The 18,806-nt window shown below is 69.1% G+C and carries 7 protein-coding genes; 4 read left to right on the forward strand and 3 right to left on the reverse strand.

Annotation, left to right across the window (positions count from 1 at the left end; all coding sequences use genetic code 11):
- The first annotated feature begins 6 nt into the window (after positions 1 to 6).
- The gene (locus J2W22_RS17660) at positions 7 to 11,835 is read left to right on the forward strand and encodes a beta strand repeat-containing protein (RefSeq protein WP_307119532.1); all 11,829 of its coding nucleotides are present in this window, start codon (positions 7 to 9) and stop codon (positions 11,833 to 11,835) included.
- Between the two features lie 51 nt (positions 11,836 to 11,886).
- Here the strand turns inward: J2W22_RS17660 and J2W22_RS17665 are convergent, their stop codons facing one another.
- Positions 11,887 to 12,852, reverse strand: a complete 966-nt coding sequence (locus J2W22_RS17665; RefSeq protein WP_307119533.1) for a helix-turn-helix domain-containing protein — start codon at positions 12,850 to 12,852, stop codon at positions 11,887 to 11,889.
- 194 nt (positions 12,853 to 13,046) lie between these two features.
- On the opposite strand from J2W22_RS17665, the gene paoA reads away from it, so the two are divergent.
- Genes paoA through paoC form a run of 3 tightly spaced genes read left to right on the forward strand, consistent with a single transcriptional unit; the run spans position 13,047 to position 16,840 of the window.
- Complete coding sequence (gene paoA / locus J2W22_RS17670) at positions 13,047 to 13,697, forward strand: aldehyde dehydrogenase iron-sulfur subunit PaoA (RefSeq protein WP_307119534.1); 651 nt, start codon at positions 13,047 to 13,049, stop codon at positions 13,695 to 13,697.
- A complete protein-coding gene (locus tag J2W22_RS17675) occupies positions 13,694 to 14,644 on the forward strand; it encodes an FAD binding domain-containing protein (protein WP_307119535.1) in 951 nt (316 codons plus the stop codon). Before paoA ends, J2W22_RS17675 begins: the two co-directional genes overlap by 4 nt.
- A 3-nt stretch (positions 14,645 to 14,647) precedes the next feature.
- Positions 14,648 to 16,840, forward strand: a complete 2,193-nt coding sequence (gene paoC, locus J2W22_RS17680; RefSeq protein ID WP_307119536.1) for an aldehyde oxidoreductase molybdenum-binding subunit PaoC — start codon at positions 14,648 to 14,650, stop codon at positions 16,838 to 16,840.
- Between the two features lie 281 nt (positions 16,841 to 17,121).
- Here the strand turns inward: paoC and J2W22_RS17685 are convergent, their stop codons facing one another.
- On the reverse strand, positions 17,122 to 17,901 hold the full coding sequence (locus tag J2W22_RS17685; RefSeq protein WP_307119537.1) for an alpha/beta hydrolase: 780 nt from the start codon (positions 17,899 to 17,901) through the stop codon (positions 17,122 to 17,124).
- A 28-nt stretch (positions 17,902 to 17,929) separates the two neighbouring features.
- Positions 17,930 to 18,760: an alpha/beta fold hydrolase gene (locus J2W22_RS17690; RefSeq protein ID WP_307119614.1), complete on the reverse strand. Its 831-nt coding sequence runs from the start codon at positions 18,758 to 18,760 to the stop codon at positions 17,930 to 17,932.
- Positions 18,761 to 18,806: the final 46 nt, after the last annotated feature.

Below are 18,806 nucleotides of genomic sequence, written 5' to 3' on the forward strand. Positions count from 1 at the left end.
AGGGATATGAGCAAGCTGCACAGTGCCAAGGCCGCCATCGTCTCGAGCGAGGGCGCCCGCCGCCGTCTGAAACGCTCGGCGCTGCTGCTGTCGGCGGGCCTCGCCGCGATCACGCTCGCCAATCCCGCCCGCGCCCAGCTCGCCCCGAATGCGCTGCCGACCGGCGGCGACGTCGTGCACGGCTCGGCGACGATCGGCACCCCCACCCCGTCGAGCATGACGGTCAACCAGAGCACCGATCGCGCGGTGATCAACTGGAACACGTTCGACATCGGATCGGGCGCGAGCGTCACCTTCGTCCAGCCTTCGGTCACGTCGATCACCGTCAACCGCGTGATCAGCGGCGCCGCGCCGTCGGAGATCGCCGGCCAGCTCAATGCCAATGGCCGGATCGCGATCCTCAATCCGAACGGCGTGCTGTTCTCGGGCACCGCCAATGTCGATGTGGGCGGGCTGATCGCCTCGACCGGCGACATCGACCAGGCTGCCTTCATGTCGAGCGCCGGCACGCTGGAGATCACCGGCGCGAACACCGGCGGCGAGATCGTCGTCAACGGCAACATCAACATCTCGGCCGGCAATCTCGGCCTTGCCGCCTTCGTCGCGCCGACGGTGCGCAACAGCGGCGTGATCACCGCCACCGCGGGCCGGGTGCAGCTGGGCGCCGGCAACGCCTTCACGCTCGATCTCGCCGGCGACGGCCTGCTCCAGATCGGCGTGCCCGCCGGCAGCGCGCTCGTCCAGAACAACGGCCAGGTCTTCGCCGAGGGCGGCCGCATCCAGATGTCGGCCAGGACGGCGGGCGGGCTGATCGACAATTTGGTCAACACCGGCACGCTCAGCGTCGATTCCGCGACGCTCGACAATGGCGTGATCGTGCTCGAGGCGGTGGGCGGCAGCGCCAATCTGCGCGGCACGATCGCGGCGAACGACCGCAACAGCATCAGCCGTAACATCCTGATCAGTTCCGATCAGGGCGTGAACATCTCGGGCAACCTTGGCGCCGCCTCGGGCACGGTGAACATCACCGCGCCGCACATCTATGGCGCCGGCAAGATCAGCACGGCCACCGCGCTGAACCTCAACCTGAGCAACAACGGCACCGACACCAGCGGCCTCGGCAACTACATCAACGATGCGCTGGGCGTGATCGGCACCACCGGCTTCGGCACCACGCTGCGGCTCGGCGCCGGCACCTACCGGTCGGGCGTGCGCGTCGATGCGAGCGACGTGCGGATCGACGGCCAGGGCGTCGCCAAGATCGGCTGGACCCCGGGCATCGAGAACGCGATCGACATCTGGGGCGACTATGTCACCGTCCAGAACCTCGAGATCGCGGGCCCCGCGACCAGCGGCTATACCAGCTTCGCCTGGGGCAGCACCAACTCGCGCGGCATCTTCGTCAATCGCTATGCCGACACCGTCCAGCTGCTGAACAACAACATCCACGACATCCGCACCGGCATCATCGTCGATGGACGGAACGCGAACACCTATCTGCTGAACAACAGGATCGACAACACCAAGTCGGCGATCTCGGTCCAGTATACCGACGGATCGAATGTCGTGATGACGGGCAATCACGGCGGCACCTATGGCAATGAATGGGGGATCAACCTCTACCTGAACGGCATCCTGCAGGCGGACGGCACCACCATCCTGCCCGCGGCCGGATCGCTGGGCGCCAACACCCCGCTCGCCGAGCAGCAGCGCCTGCTCGCGCTGCGTGCCGCCAATGGCGGGATGGAAGTGCAGAACCAGGGCTGGTCGGCGCTCAACCGCACCGCCGTTTACGTCGGTCCCGCCGGCAGCAATTCCAACCAGGGCAGCCCGCTCGGCAAGCTCGCCACGCTCCAGGCCGGCGTCAACGCCGTCGTCACCGGCGGCACCGTCCATGTCGCCGACGGCAACTACAGCCTCGGCTCGGCCCAGCTCGTCATCAACCATGGCCTGAGCATCATCGGCCAGTCGCAGGCGGGCGTGGTGATCGATGGCCGCGCGGTCTCGGCCAACGGCCTCGGCACCATCTCGGTGATCGCCGACAATGTCTCGCTCAGCAACTTCACCCTGCTCGGCAGCCAGCTCGCCGGCGGCAATTACGGCATCAAGGTCGCGCCGAACCCGGCCGGCCATGTCAGCACCGCGGGCGGCACCGGCGAGCGGGTCAGCAACTTCGCGGTGAGCAACGTGACGGTCAGCGGCTCGCGCCGCGCCGAACTCGACCTGAACGGCGTGGTGGGCGCGACCATCACCAACTTCACCGCCGATGGCCAGGGCACCGACGGTGCCGGCATCCAGATCACCGACAGCGCGAACGTGACGCTCAGCGGCGTCCACACGCTGAACAACAATTGGGGAGGCGTCGCGCTCTATCAGAGCAACAGCGCGAGCGGCTACAACGCCCAGACTACCAACATCAACATCGACGCGGGCCAGAACCAGTTCGACGAAGCGAACGGGCTGTTCACCCAGCTCACCTCGACCACCCAGGGCTTCGGCCAGCTGAACCTCGCCGGCTTCGACTATGCGATCCGCAACACCGGCTCGCGCCCCGATGCCGGCCAGTTCACCTGGTTCCAGACCGACCTGGCCAAGGCGACCGGCTTCGCGCTGGCGCTGGGCGCACCGACGACCAGCTCGATCGAGGGCTATACCGGCACCGCCTTCAGCAACGACTTCACCGTGGTCGCCGGCCTCACCATCGGCGCGGCGCTGCGCGATGCCCGGACGGGCGCGAGCATCAATGTCGGCGCCGGCACCTATGTCGAGAATGTCCTGATCAACAAGTCGGGCATCACCCTCACCGGGACCAATGGCCGCGACCTGACCACGATCCAGGGCATCGCTGGCCTCGGCGCGCTCGGCACGGTGACCGTCTCGAACGCCAACAATGTCACGATCGACGGCTTCACCATCCTCGGCATCGACAATGGCAATCCGGGCATCGAGAACGCCGCGCTCTACCTGCAGGGCAACAACAGCGGCACCACGATCCGCGGCAACACGATCACCGCCAACGGCGATCTCGGCCTTGTCTCCGAGTACAGCGCGACCGTCAGCAACCTGACGATCGACGGCAACATCTTCAACGGCCAGACCTTTGTCGGCGCGGCGCCCTCCTCGGCTCCGTCGAGCCAGCAGTTCACCACCCCCAACGTCTCGCGCCAGCTGGTCGCGATCGGCGGCGGCGCGGGCGGCGGCAACACCTCGAACGTGGTGTTCACCAACAACCAGGTGACCGGCAATAGCGGCCTGAACAGCGGCGTGACGATCGACGCGGTCGGCGCGACGATCACCGGCAACCGCTTCGCCAGCACCACCGGCGGCTTCGGCAACATGCTGCGCGCCCGCGGCACCAACACCAGCGTCACCGGCAACGTGATCGACATGGCCGGCGTCGACTATACCGCCGGCGGCCTCTACATCCGCGACGCGGCGATGACCGCCGCCAGCTTCGCCGACCTGCTCGCCGCCAACACCCTGGCCGGCGCCGGCGCCTGGGCCGACGCCTCGGCGACCGGCTATCACAGCCTCAGCCGCAACATCCAGGGCGCGGTCAACGAGGCCGCGTCGGGCGCAGTCGTCACCGTCCGCCCGGGCGACTATCTCGAGGGCGTCACCGGCGTCGGCTATTATGGCGATGCCGGCGCGCAGAGCTTCGGCCTGTACCTCTACAAGGACAACATCACCCTGCGCGGCGTCGACGCCGCCGGCAACGCGATCACCGATGCCGACGACGTCGCCGCCTTCATCACGTCGCGCTACCAGGCCGGCTTCGGCGCGCAGCACTTCATCTCGGGCAACGGCGTCACCATCGAGGGCCTGGGCTTCAAGCCCGCCGCCGTCGGCGACAACAAGACCGTCGAGGTGATCGGCAACGCCTTCACCCTGCGCAACTCGGTGATCGACAACAGCGGCAACCAGACCGCCGCCAACCTCTATATCGACGACTTCAACGATCCGGCCCGCACCCGGCTCGAGAGTTTCACGATCACCGGCAACAAGTTCCTGGGCGGCACCTATGCCAGCGCGATGGTCGTCGTCGCGGGCGGCGCCGGCCGCACCACCGATGCCTCGAACCGGATCTTCGCGAACAACTATCTGAGCAGCAGCCTCACCGGCATGCGCGGCTTCCAGATCCAGGGCTATATGCCCAACACGCCGTGGCAGCAGCTCTATGCCGGCGCGGTGACGGTGACCGGCAACAGCTTCGACGTCGACATCCCCGTGCGCACCGTCGGCCTGCTCCGCAGCGTCTTCGCCTGGGACGATGTGTTCCGCAACAACGGCAACAGCTTCCTGCGCGGCGGCGTGCTCGCCTATGAGGGCGGCTCGACCAATGCCCGCGCCACCATCACGGCGGGCGGCGATCCCGACATCCGCATCACCAGCACGATCGACGCCTCGGTCGCCCGCGCCCAGAATGGCGACACGGTGCGCATCCTCGACGGCACCTATGTGCTCGGCTCGCAGCTCAAGATCGACCGCGGCATCGCGCTGGTCGGCCAGTCGCAGGCCGGCACGATCCTCGATGGCCGCACGGTCAACAATGGCGGCGGGCTCGGCACGATCCTCGTCGCGGCCGACAACACCACGCTCGCCAACTTCACCCTGCTCGGCAGCCAGCTCTCGGGCGGCAATTACGGCATCAAGGTGCAGCCGGATCCGCTCACCTATGCGCCCTCGCAGCGGATCAGCAACGTCACGATCAGCGACGTGACGGTGAAGGGCTCGCGCCGCGCCGAGCTGGACATCAACGGCGCCGTCGGCGTCACCCTCACCAACTTCACCGCCGACGGCCAGGGCACCGAGGGCGCCGGCGTCCAGATCACCGACAGCGCCAATGTGACGCTGAACGGCGTGCATACGCTGAACAACAACTGGGGCGGCGTCGCGCTCTACCAGACCAACCGCGCCGGCGGCTATGACGGCCAGACGACGAACATCAACATCGATGCCGCACAGAATGATTTCGAGGAAGCGAACGGCCTGTTCGCCCAGCTGGAATCGACGACGCAGGGCTTCGGCCAGCTCAACCTGACCGGCTACAACTACGCCGTCCGCAACACCGGCCATCGCAGCAATGGCGGCCAGTTCACCTATTTCCGTACCGACCTGGCCGACGCCACCGGCTGGGCGCTGAGCCTCGGCGCGGCGAGCACCGGCTCGATCGAGGGCTATACCGGCACCGGCTACAGCAACGTCTTCACCGTGGTCCAGGGCCTGGGCATCGATTCCGCGGTGCGCGACGCACGCAGCGGCGGCACGATCAACATCGCAAACGGCACCTACACGCTCGCTGGCACGCTGATGATCGACAAGAGCCTGTCGCTGGTCGGCGCCAGCGAGAGCGGCACCATCCTCGATGCCTCGGGCTTGAGCGTCTATGGCATGCGCGTCCATGCCGACAATGTCTCGCTGAGCGGCTTCTCGCTGCTCGCCCCCAGCGCAGTCAGCAGCTCGACCTATGGCATCAAGGTCGAGGTCGGCGCCGGCGATACCAATGGCAACGCCCGGATCGACGATTTCGCGATCCGCGACGTCTCGATCAGCGGCTCGCGCAAGACCGGGCTCGACCTGAACTCGGTGATCGGCGCGACGATCGACAATGTGAACGTCACCGGCGCGCTCGCCGGCAACGGCATCTCGATCACCGACAGCGCCAATGTGCTGGTCCGCAACACCACTACCTCGGGCAATGCCTGGGGGGGCCTGGCGCTCTATCAGGCGAATGGCCCGACCGGCAGCAACCAGCAGCTCACCGGCATCACGATCGAGGGCAACAACCTCTTCGGCGAGGCAAACGGCCTGTATCTGCAGGACAGCTCGGCGATCAACGATGTCGGCACGCTGAGCATCACGGGCTTCGACCATATCGTCCGCAACACCGCCTTCCGCCCGGACGGCAGCCAGTTCACCTTCTTCCGCACCAGCCTGAGCGACGCGACCGGCTATGCGCTGTCGCTCGCTACGCCTTCGAGCAGCTCGATCGAAGGCTGGGCGGTCAGCGCCGGGACCAACCAGTTCACCGTGGTCGACGGCCTGAGCATCGCCGCCGCGGCGCGCGACGTGCGGGCGAACGGCACGATCAACGTCGCCGCCGGCACCTATGCCTCGGGCACGGTGATCGGCACCAACGGCGTCTCGCTGCTCGGCAGCTCCGGCGCGAAGATCGACGCCAGCCATGACGGCGACAACGGCATCACGATCACCGGCGACGGCGTCACCGTCTCGGGCTTCGAGATCTTCGGCCCGGCCGACCAGAGCTATGTCAGCTATGCCTGGCCGACGATCACCCGCGGCGTGGTCGTCGCCAACGGCGCCGACAATGTCACCGTCACCAGCAACACCATCACCGGCGTGCGCAACGGCATCCTGATCGACGGCCGCAACCTCAATGCGTCCCTGACGGGCAACCTGATCGACAACACCAAGAGCGCGATCTCGGTCCAGTATACCGACGGCTCGAACCTCACCATCGCCGGCAACAGCGAAGGCAGCTTCGGCAATGAATGGGGCATCATCACCTGGCTGAACGGCATCTGGAACGGCACGACGATCACCGCCTCGGCGGGCTCGCTCGGCGCGAACACGCCGCTCAGCGAGCAGGCCCGCCTGCTGGCGCTATCGGCGGCGAATGGCGGCATGGCCGTCTACAACCAGGGCTATAGCGCCGCGAACCGCACCCGCGCCTATGTCGCCACCAGCGGCGTGGCGGGCGCGCAGGGCAGCCAGCGCACCCTGCTCAATCTGCAGGGCGGCCTCGACGCGGTCGTCTCGGGCGGCACCGTCCATATCGCCGGCGGCACCTATGACGAGAGCGTCACGCTCGACGCGCTGCGCATCCTCGACATCTCCGGCACGCTGCGGCTGAACGACCTCACCTTCGGCGCAGGCGCGGCGGGCACCAACCTCGGCACCAGCATCATCGCCAGCGGCGACATGAACATCGCCAGCGGCATGGTGCTGACCGGCGACACGACGCTCCTCGCCGGCGGCGCGCTGAACCTCGGCTCGGTCCTCTCTCCCTATAATCTGACGCTGACCGGCAACACCGTCTCGCTCGGCCAGTCGGTGCTGAACAGCCTGTCCGTGACCGGGACGAGCATCGTCGCCGCACAGGTCTACACGGTCGGGTCGCAGCAATATGACGGCGCGACGACGCTGAACGGCGCCTATTATGCCGGCGACTGGTTCACCGTCTCGGGCCTGGCGACGCTGGCCGGCGACACCTCGATCACCATGACCGACGGCGATATCGGCATCGCGAGCCTCACCGGCGCCCATGCGTTCAGCGCCTCCGCCGGCACGCGCGACGTCAGCATCGGCCAGGCAACGGGCCTTGCCTCGATCACGATCAGCGCGGACGAGATCGTCACGGCGGGCGCCTCGACCAGCGGCGCGCAGAGCTACACGGGCAACACCGTGCTGAACGGCGCCTACAGCACCAATGGCGCGGCGTTCGGCGTCAGCGGCGCGACCACGCTCGCCGGCGACACCAGCGTCACCACGGCCGGCGGCAATGCCAGCTTCGGCACGCTGGGCGGCGCCTATGGTCTGGCGGCGGATGCTGGCGCCGGCGCGATCGCGTTCGGCGCAGTCAACGGGCTCGCCAGCCTCTCGGCGACCGGCGCGACCATCTCGACCGCGGGCGTCTCGACCAGCGGCAACCAGAACTATGTCGGCGCGGTCTCGCTCGGCGGCAGCTACGCCACGGACGGCGGCAGCTTCACCGTCCAGGGTGTCTCGACCCTGACCGGCACGACCGGCATCGCCACCGACGGCGGCAGCGCGACGCTGGGCATCGTCGCCGGCGGCGGCAATGGTCTGAGCCTCGATGCGGGCAGCGGCGCGGTGACGCTGGGCGCGGCCTCGGGCCTGGCCTCGCTCGACGCGACCGGCGCGACCATCGCCACCGCGGGCGTTTCCACCGACGGCGCGCAGACCTACACCGGCACGACCCTGCTGGCCGGCAGCTACAGCACGGGCGGCGCGGCCTTCACGGTCAACGGCGCGGCCCAGCTGGCCGCCCTCACCGACATCGCCACGGCGGGCGGCGCGGTCAGCCTGTTTGGCGGCGCCTCGGGCGCCAGCGATCTCGGCATCGATGCCGGCACCGGCAATGTGACGCTCGGCACGTCGGACCTCGGTTCGCTCGCCATCGTCGGCGACACGATCCGCACCCACGGCGTCACCAGCACGGGCAGCCAGAGCTACACCGGCGCGACGACGCTGGACGGCCTCTACCTAGCGGGCGGCAGCTTCGCCGTGGCCGACGGCACGATCATCGCCGGCAATACCGGCGTGACCACGGGCGGCAATGCGAGCTTCGGCACGATCGGCGGCTCCGGCGCGCTGGCGATCGACGCAGGCGCGAACGCCGTCACGCTGGGCAGGGTCAACGGCCTCGCCGCGCTTGCGGTCACCGGCGGAACGATCGCGACGGGCGGCGCCGCGACCAATGGCGCGCAGAGCTACACCGGCGCGACCAGCCTCGATGGCGCGTACAGCACCAATGGCGGTGCCTTCACCGTCAACGGGGCATCGACCACGGTCAACGCAGTCAGCATCGCCACCACGGGCGGCAATGCGAGCCTCGGCACCGTCGGCGGTGCGGGCGGCCTCACGGTCAATGCCGGTACCGGCAACGTCACCCTCGGCGCCGTCAGCGGCATCGCCTCGCTCTCCGCAAGCGGCGCGGTGATCGCCACTTCGGGTGCCTCGACCAGTGGCGCCCAGAGCTACACCGGCGCGACGACGCTCGCGGGCGGCTATGCGACCAGTGGCGCGGGCTTCACCGTCAACGGCGCGGCGACGCTGGCCGGCGCGACCTCGGTCGCCACCACCGGCGGCACTATCGGCCTCGGCACGATCGCCGGCGCAGGCAACACGCTGGCGATCGCCGCCGGCGCGGGCAGCGTGACGCTGGGTGCCGCGACGAACCTCGGTTCGCTGACCGCCAGCGGCGCCCTCCTCACCACTACGAGCGTCACCACCAGCGGCGCGCAGACCTATAGCGGCACGCTGCGGCTCAACGGCGCCTATGCCGCCGGCGGGACCTTCAGCGTCAACGGCACGACGACACTGGCCGGCGACAGCAGCGTCACCACCGCGAACGCCAATGCCACCTTCGGCGTGGTCGGCGGCACCCGGGCGCTCACCGTCGATGCCGGCACCGGCACCGTGACGCTGGGCGCGGTCAACGGCCTCGCCGCGCTCTCCGTGACCGGCCGCGGCATCCTCACCAACGGCGCCACCACCGCGGGCGCGCAGAGCTATACCGGCGCGACGCTGCTGCGCGGCAGTTACAACACCAATGGCGGCGCCTTCACCGTCACCGGCGCCACCACCCTCGGCGCCGGCGGCGTGGTCAACGTGGCGACGCAAGGCGGCGACGCGAGCTTCCGCAGCATCAACGGCCCGAATGCCGGGCTGAGCCTGGATGCCGGCAGCGGCGATGTGACGCTGGGCTTCGTCAACGGGATCGCCGGCCTCACCGTCACCGGCACGACGATCACCACCGCCGGCGCCACCACGGCCGGCGTCCAATATTATTTCGGCCGCACGCTGCTGCGCGGCACCTACAGCGCCACCGGCTTCAGCGTGTTCGGCGACACGATCCTCACCGGATCGACGACCCTGACCACCGCCAGCACCCTCGCCGTCGGGCTGGGCTCGGTCATCGGCGACGGCAACAGCAGCTTCACCGTCAACGCGGGCAGCGACGGCACCGTCCTGGTCCGCTCGGTGACCGGCGTGACCGATCTCTCGCTGACCGGCCGGGCCGTGAACAACTACGGCGCGGTGACCAGCGGCTCGCAGACCTATACCGGCGCGACCAGCCTGGCCGGGCTGCACAGCGCAGGCGGCGACATCACCGTCAACGGCGCGACCGACCTGGCCGAGGACACCCATGTCATCGCCGGCGGCAATGTCGGCTTCGGCACGGTCACCGGCGCCCAGGCGCTGGCGATCGAGGCGGGCGGCAACGTCACGCTCGGCGCGGTGACCGGCCTCGCCGCGCTCTCCGCCACGGGCGCGTCGATCACCACCGCCGGCGCCTCGACCACCGGCGCGCAGAGCTACACCGGCGCGACGGTGCTGAACGGCAGCTATGACGCCGCCAGCTTCAGCGCCGGCGCGACCGTGCTGGGCAGCGCCACCACCGTAACCGCCGCCGGCAACGCCAGCTTCGGCACGGTGACGGGCGGCGGCAACGCGCTGACCGTCACGGCGGGGGGTGTCGCGCTCGGCGCAGCCTCGGGCCTCTCCTCGCTGACCGCCACCGGCGCGACGATCGCCACCGCAGGCGTCTCCACCACCGGCGCGCAGAGCTACACCGGCGCGACCAGCCTCAACGGCGCCTACACCACCAATGGCGGGGCCTTCACCGTCACCGGCGCTGCAACCCTCGCCGACGCCAGCAGCGTGACCACCGGCAACGGCGCCATCACGCTCGGCACGGTCGATGCGGCGGTCGCAGGCGGCGCTGGCCTGACGCTCGACGCTGGCACCGGCACGGTAGCGCTGGGCAATGCCGGCGCGCTCCGCCGCCTCGGCGCGACCGCGATCAACGCGGGCACCACCGTCCTCAACGGCGCCAGCTATGCCGCCAACAGCCTGAGCTTCACCGGCGGCGCGAACGCGACGGTGCGCCTGACCCAGGGCAGCACGACCTTCAACACCAGCCTGCCCGGCGGCGCGGGCGGCGCCATCTCGATCGCGCCCGCCCTGGTCGGCACCACCAACGCCCAGCAGAACGTCACCTTCACCGCCGGCAACGGCCTGACCGCGAACAGCGGCGACGTGACCCTGGGCAATGCCGGTACCGACGCCGTCCGCCTCGGCACGATGACCGTGACCGGCCACGACTTCACCGCCACGACGGTGAAGCTCGCCGGCGCCTTCACCTCGGTGCTCAGCGGCTCGCAGCTGTTCAGCGCCAACACGCTCGACACGCTGGGCAACGTCAACGCGCAAGTGGCCGGCAACGAAAGCGGCCCGATCCGCGCCGGCGGATCGGTGACGATCGCCGCGGGCGGTTCGGGCAGCGGCTCGATCATCGCCGGCGGCCCGGTCAATCTCGGCTATGGCGGCAGCGTCAGCCGGGCGATCACCTCGCAGGGCAATGTCGCGGTGACCAGCGGCGGTGCGATCACCGGGCCGATCGTCGCAGCCGGCGCGGTCAGCCTGACCACCAGCAGCGGCACGATCAGCGGCAGCGTCAATGCCGGCGGCCCGGTCTCGATCGTCACCACCAGCGGCGCAGTCACCTCGGCGGTGACCGGCGGCGGCGCCGTCTCGATCCTGTCGCAGCTCGGCGCGATCGGCGCGACGGTCACCGCCGGCGGCGCCATCACCGCCCAGACCAACGGCACCCTCACCGGCAGCTATACCAGCCCCACCACGATCACGCTCACCTCGGCCCGCCCGATCAGCGTGGTGGTCAACGGCAGCCTGGTCACGGTGACGGCGCCGAGCGGCTCGGTCACCGGCGTGTTCGGCGAGATCCGCACCAACAACACCGGCACGCTGATCGTCAACGACCAGCCGGTGATCGGCAGCGGCACCGCCGACGCGCGCCAGATCCTTATCGACACCTTCGTCCGCCCGGCCGGCGGCAGCGTCTCGGCGAATGGCGAGATCCAGCTGCCCGTCGGCCTGGCGCTCGGCCTGATCGCCCCGGCCGGCAACGGCCAGGGCAGCCAGCGCCCGGCGGTGGTGGTCAACAATGTCGCCCGCCTCGGCGAGCTGCTGCGCATCGGCTACACCGCGATCATCATCCAGCTCGACGAGACCAATCTCGACCTGGAGGAGGAACTGGCCGGCAATTGATCCGCGCCATCGCCTGAATCGAAAGGGCCGGGAGGAAACCCCCGGCCCTTTTCATTGTCCCTCGCCGCGATCCCGCGCGCGCTTCCGGCAGTCGCTCGGGCTTTCGCCGAAGCGCTGGCGGAACAGCCGGCTGAGATGCGCCGCATCGCTGAACCCCAGCCGCTCGGCGATATCGCCGATCCGGTCGGCGCGCGGCAGCGCGAGCAGCGCCGTCCGCGCCGCCTCAAGCCGGCTGGCGCGGATATAGGACTGGATCCCGCCCTCCTCCTCGAACAGCCGGTGCAGCGTCGAGCGCGAGATGCCGAAGCGGCGGCACAGGCTCGCCGCGTTCAGCCCCGGCGAGCCGAGATTGCGGTGGATCTCGCCCCGCACCCGCAGCGCCAGCGACTGCGCCGCGCTTTCGCCCAGCGCCGCCTCTCCCTCCGCGCGGATCGCCAAAGCGAGCATGTCGATCAGCGTCCGGGCGACCCGGGCGGCATCGGTCTCAGGGATATATTTCATCCCCTCGGCAAGCTGGACGAGATGGCTGTGGAGCAGCGCCGCCGCCACGCGGCCGATCACCCGGCCATGCAGAGGCTCGACCGGGCCGATCTCCAGCTCGGCGCGATCACGCGGCACCGCGAACTGGATCGAGCGGTTCTCGGAGATCACCACTGACGAGACCTGGGTAAGGTCGAGCAGCACCACCTCCCCCACCTCGGCGACGAACGGCAGGCCCGCGGCACTGCCATGCGTGCGCCCCTCGAGCAGCACGCTGATCCCCAGCGCATCGATCCCGTCCGCCGCGATGCGCTCCGCCGTGCGCTCGAACCGGCGCGCGGTCCCGTGCGAATAGGAAACCGGTACGCCGTCGAGCAGCACATTCTCGGCAGTGGTGTGGAACGGGCCGATCGGCGTCGAGTCGAATACCGAGGCAATGCTCGGCCAGCCCCGGGCCGACCACAGATCATGCCGGTCGGCGGCAGGAAAGCCCGCAGTCGTATAGTGATCGGTCTTGATTCCGCGCGGCGGCTTCATGGTCTTCCGAGGGGGCGGCCCGTTTTATTTGGCGGCTTTATCCCCTTATTCCAGCATGCTGGCAACATCTGCTCAGGCTCGGTTGTTCTCCCCCGATCGGAGGCCCCACCAGGCCGCGCTTTGCCTGGCCCCGGGTTCGCGTTAGAACGTTGAAGTCGGAACACGCACCAGCGTCATGAGGAGCAGATGCCGATATGCACGGACCAGGCGATTTCGAACTATCCCGGCGCGGTGTCTTGATCGGCGGCGCTGCCTCGGTCGCGGCCACCGCCGCCCCTGTCGCGGAGGCCGCTCCCGAGCAGGCCGGCTCGGCCGGTGCCGGCACGCCGGTGATGGCGAAGGTCGGCTTCAAGGTGAACGGCAAGCCGCATGCGCTGGAGCTCGACACCCGCACCACCCTGCTCGACGCGCTACGCGAGCATCTGCTGCTCGGCGGCACCAAGAAGGGCTGCGACCATGGCCAGTGCGGCGCCTGCACGGTGATCGTCGACGGCCGGCGGATCAACTCTTGCCTCAGCCTGGCAGTGATGCACGAAGGCGACAGCATCACCACGGTCGAGGGCCTCGGCACGCCCGAGAAGCTGCACCCGATGCAAGCCGCCTTCGTCAAGCATGACGGCTATCAGTGCGGCTATTGCACCCCCGGCCAGATCTGCTCGGCGGTGGCGGTGCTCGACGAGATCCGCGCCGGCATCCCCAGCCACGTCACCGGCGACATCGCGGGCAAGCCGGCGATGAGCGCCGACGAGATCCGCGAGCGGATGAGCGGCAATATCTGCCGCTGCGGCGCCTATTCGAACATCATCGAGGCGATCGGCGAAGTCGCCGCGCGGAGGAAGGCATGAAGGCGTTCAGCTACGAACGGGCGCATAGCCCGGCCGAGGCCGCCGCGATCGTCGGCCGCACCCAGGGCGCCCGCTTCATCGCCGGCGGCACCAATCTGCTCGACCTGATGAAGCTGCAGATCGAGACGCCGACCCATCTGGTCGACGTCAACCATCTCGGCCTCGACAAGATCGAGGCGACGCCCGAGGGCGGGCTGCGCATCGGCGCTCTCGTCCGCAACACCGATCTCGCCGCCGACAGGCGCGTCCGCAAGGATTATGCCCTGCTCTCCCGCGCGCTCGTCGCCGGTGCGTCGGGCCAGCTGCGCAACAAGGCGACGACGGCGGGCAATCTGCTCCAGCGCACCCGCTGCCCCTATTTCTACGACACCAACCAGCCCTGCAACAAGCGCAAGCCCGGCAGCGGCTGCGCGGCGATCGGCGGGATCAACCGCAGCCTCGCCGTGATCGGCGCGAGCGATGCCTGCATCGCCACCCATCCCAGCGACATGGCGGTGGCGATGCGCACGCTCGACGCGGTGGTGGAGACGGTGCGCGCGGACGGCGCCACCCGCGCGATCCCGATCGCCGAGTTCCACACGCTCCCCGGCGACACGCCGAACGTCGAGAACAGCCTGGCGGCGGGCGAGCTGATCACCGCGGTGACCCTGCCCCGGCCGATCGGCGGCACGCATATCTACCACAAGGTCCGCGACCGCGCCTCCTATGCCTTCGCGCTCGTCTCGGTCGGCGCGATCCTCCAGAAGGACGGCACCGGCCGCGTCGCGTTCGGCGGCGTCGCACCAAGGCCCTGGCGGATCGAGGCGGCGGAAGCCGCGCTGGCCCAGGGCGCCAAGGCCGCCGCCGCGCTCGCCTTTGCCGGTGCCAAGCCGACCGAGCAGAACAAGTTCAAGCTGGTGCTGGCCGAGCGCACGCTCGCCGCCGCCATTGCCGAAGCGAGGGCCTGAGCCATGAAGTTCGACAAGCCCGCTGGCACCAATCCGATCGACCAGCTCAAGGTGGTCGGCAAGCCCACGCCGCGCATCGACGGTCCGCTCAAGACCAGCGGCACCGCGCCCTATGCCTATGAGCAGCGCGATACGCCCAATGCCGCCTATGGCTATATCCTGGGCTCGGCGATCGCCAAGGGACGGATCACCGGCATGGCGCTGGGCGATGCCAAGGCCGCGCCGGGCGTGCTGGCGATCGTCACCGCGGAGAATGCCGGCAAGCTCGGCAAGGGCAATTTCAACACCGCGAAGCTGCTCGGCGGCCCCGATATCGAGCATTATCATCAGGCGATCGCGCTCGTGGTGGCGGAAAGCTTCGAGCAGGCGCGCGCCGCGGCCTCGCTGATCCGCGTCGACTATGCCCGCGACAAGGGCAGTTTCGATCTCGCCGCTGCCAAGGCCAGTGCGCCGCTCGCCAAGGAAAATGGCGCCGAGACCAAGGTCGGCGATTTCGCCGGTGCCTTCGCCGCGGCGCCGGTCCAACTCGACGCGACCTACACCACGCCCGATCACGCGCATGCGATGATGGAGCCGCATGCGAGCATCGCCGCCTGGAATGGTGACCAGCTCGATCTGTGGACCTCGAACCAGATGATAGCCTGGTCGGTGGCGGACATGGCGAAGACGCTCGGCATGCCGAAGGAAAAGATCCGGATGCGCTCGCCCTTTGTCGGCGGCGGTTTCGGCGGCAAGCTGTTCATCCGCGCCGATGTCCTGCTCGCGGCGCTGGGCGCGAAGGCGGCGAACCGGGCGGTGAAGGTCGCCCTGCCCCGCCCCTTCATCTTCAACAACACCACGCACCGCCCTGCGACGATCCAGCGCATCCGGCTGGGCGCCACCCGCGACGGCAAGCTCACGGCGATCGGCCATGAAAGCTGGTCGGGCGACCTGCCCAATGGCGGCCCCGAAGGCGCGACCGCCCAGACCAAGCTGCTCTATGCCGGCGCCAACCGGATGACCGGGCTCCACCTCGCCGTGCTCGACCTGCCCGAGGGCAATGCGATGCGCGCGCCGGGCGAGGCGCCGGGCCTGATGGCGCTCGAAGTCGCGATGGATGAGCTGGCCGAGAAGCTCGGCATCGATCCGGTCGATCTGCGCGTGATCAACGATACCCAGGTCGACCCCGAGAACCCCAGCCGCCCCTATTCGCAGCGCCAGCTGAACGCCTGCCTGAAGATCGGCGCGGACAAGTTCGGCTGGGCGAAGCGCGCCAGGCCCGGCAAGGTGCGCGACGGTCGCTGGCTGGTCGGCATGGGCGTGGCCGCGGCCTTCCGCAACAACCTGGTGATGAAGTCCGCCGCGCGGGTGCGCCTCAATGCCCAGGGCGTGGTCACGGTCGAGACCGACATGACCGATATCGGCACCGGCACCTACACGATCGTCGCGCAGACCGCGGCCGAGATGCTCGGCGTGCCGCTCGACAAGGTGGTGGTGAAGCTCGGCGATTCCAGCTTCCCCGTATCGGCCGGCTCGGGCGGGCAATGGGGGGCGAACAGCGCCACCGCCGGCGTCTATGCCGCCTGCGCCAAGCTGCGCGAGGCGGTGGCGCAGAAGCTCGGCGTCAACTCGGCCGATGCGGTGTTCGCCGGCGGCAAGGTGAAGAGCGGCAAGCGCGCCGTTCCGCTGGGTGAGGCAGCGAAGAACGGCGAGATCGTCGCCGAGGACGCGATGGAATATGGCGACCTGACGAAGAAGTACCAGCAATCGACCTTCGGCGCGCATTTCGTCGAGGTCGGCGTCGATGCCGCCACGGCCGAGATCCGCATCCGCCGCATGCTCGCGGTCTGCGCCGCGGGCCGGATCCTCAATCCGGTCTCGGCGCGCAGCCAGGTGATCGGGGCGATGACCATGGGCGCCGGCGCGGCGCTGATGGAGGAGCTGGCGGTCGACAAGCGCTTCGGCTTCTTCGTCAATCACGATCTCGCCGGCTACGAAGTGCCGGTCCATGCCGACATGCCGCACCAGGAGGTGATCTTCCTCGACGAGACCGATCCGATGAGCTCGCCGATGAAGGCCAAGGGCGTGGGCGAGCTCGGTATCTGCGGGGTCGGCGCGGCGGTCGCCAACGCGATCTACAACGCCACCGGCGTGCGTGTCCGCGACTATCCGGTCACGCTCGACAAGCTGCTGGAGGGCATGCCGGAATACGCCTGAGCGTCGATCTGCCCACCTCCCATGTGCTCCTGCGAAAGCAGGAGCCCAGGGTACGGGCGGCGCGCTTGCAATGTAGGATTTCACCTGCTGGGCTCAGGCGTCTTCGGACCGCTCTTTGCCCAGTAGGAAAGATAGGATCAGGCCCGCGCAATCCTGTTGCGCGGCCGGCATCTCGCAAGCCACCAATGGTGCGAACTTTGTGACCTTCCGGCCGGGGAAACCCGCTTCTGGCGTGTACTTCCTGTACTTTGGCGAGTCGCGAGGGCGTGCCCGATAGGAAGTCAGCGCCCCGCCGCCGTCCGCGCCCAGGACAGCGCCCGGTCGGCGACTTCCTCCCAGCCATCCTCGTTGCACAACCAGTGCGAGCGGCCCGGGAATTCGTGGAACGCCGTGTCGGCCGGCGAGCGCAGGTGCCGGCGATAGGCGCCGCGCACCATCGGCGCGGGCACGGTGCGGTCGCGCCCGCCGGCGATCAGCATCAGCGGCGGCCGGTCGGGATTGTCCCAGCGTACCCGGCTGCCGATGCCCAGCGCCGCCTCGAAGAAGATTCGCCCGGGCGTGGGCACGATGAACTTCTCCCAGGCATAGAGCTTCTCGGCCTCGGGCAGCGTCTGGGCGAAGCCGGCGGCGAAGCTCGCCGCGCGCATCCGCAGCACGCGGTTCCAGCCGTTGAAGGCGGTAAACACGCCTAGCGAGGTCCACAGCGCCAGCGGATGCACGGGCACGCCGAACGGCGGCGTCGGGTCGATCGCCACCGCCGCGGCGCCCAGCCCGCGATCGGCGAGCAGCTGGACGACCAGCCCGCCAAAGCTGTGCCCGATCAGGATCGGCGGATGCGGCATCGCCGCGATCAGCGCGGCATAATGGTCGGTGATCTCGCGCAGGCCGAGCCTGGACAGCCGCGGGTCGGGCGCCCGGCGGAGCTCGTCCACCGGGCGGTCGAGCCAGGGCCAAGCCGGCGCCACCACGGTCATGCCCGCCGCCTCGTAACGCTGGCGGAAGCGGTCCCAGGCGCTGGGGGTCAGCCAGGCGCCGTGGATGAGCATGACCGTGGGGGCCAATCCGGTACTCCGAACTCGGGTGCGACGATCAGCCCTTGATGAAGGCGAGCAGGTCCGGGTTGATCACTTCCGGATGCGTGGTCGCCATGCCGTGCGGAAGGCCCTTGTAGGTCTTGAGCGTCGCGTTCTTCAGCAGCTTGGCCGAGAGCGGCGCCGAGTCCGCATAGGGCACGATCTGGTCGTCGTCGCCGTGCATCACCAGCGACGGCACTTCGATCTTCTTCAGGTCCTCGGTGAAGTCGGTCTCGCTGAACGCCTTGATGCAGTCGTAATGGGCCTTGATCCCGCCCATCATGCCCTGGCGATACCAGTTGTCGATGATGCCCTGGCTGATCTTCGCGCCCGGCCGGTTGTAGCCGTAGAAGGGGCCGGTCGGGAAATCGATGTAGAGCTGGGCGCGATTGGCGAGCACGCCGGCGCGGATGCCGTCGAACACCTCGATCGGCAGGCCACCCGGGTTCTTCTCGCTCTTGAGCATGACCGGCGGCACCGCGCCGATCAGCACCATCTTGGAGACGCGGCCCGGCTTGGCCCGCGCGACATAATGCGCGACCTCGCCGCCGCCGGTCGAGTGGCCGACATGGATGGCGCCCTTGACGTCGATATGCTCGACCAGCGCCGCGACATCGGCGGCATAGGTGTCCATCTCGTTGCCCGTATAGGTCTGGGTCGAGCGGCCGTGCCCGCGGCGATCATGCGCGATCACCCGGTAGCCCTGGTGGAGGAAGAAGATCATCTGGCTGTCCCAGTCGTCCGCCGAGAGCGGCCAGCCATGGTGGAACCAGATCACCTGCGCGTCCTTGGGACCCCAGTCCTTGTAGAAAAGCTCGGTGCCGTCCGCGACCTTGAAGCTGCCCATCATCCTGTCTCCTGCCTTGGGGGAAGCGCCGGCCGGAAGGGAGACG

Source organism: Sphingomonas kyeonggiensis (assembly GCF_030812785.1).
In the GTDB taxonomy this organism is placed as follows: Bacteria; Pseudomonadota; Alphaproteobacteria; order Sphingomonadales; family Sphingomonadaceae; genus Sphingomonas; species Sphingomonas kyeonggiensis_B.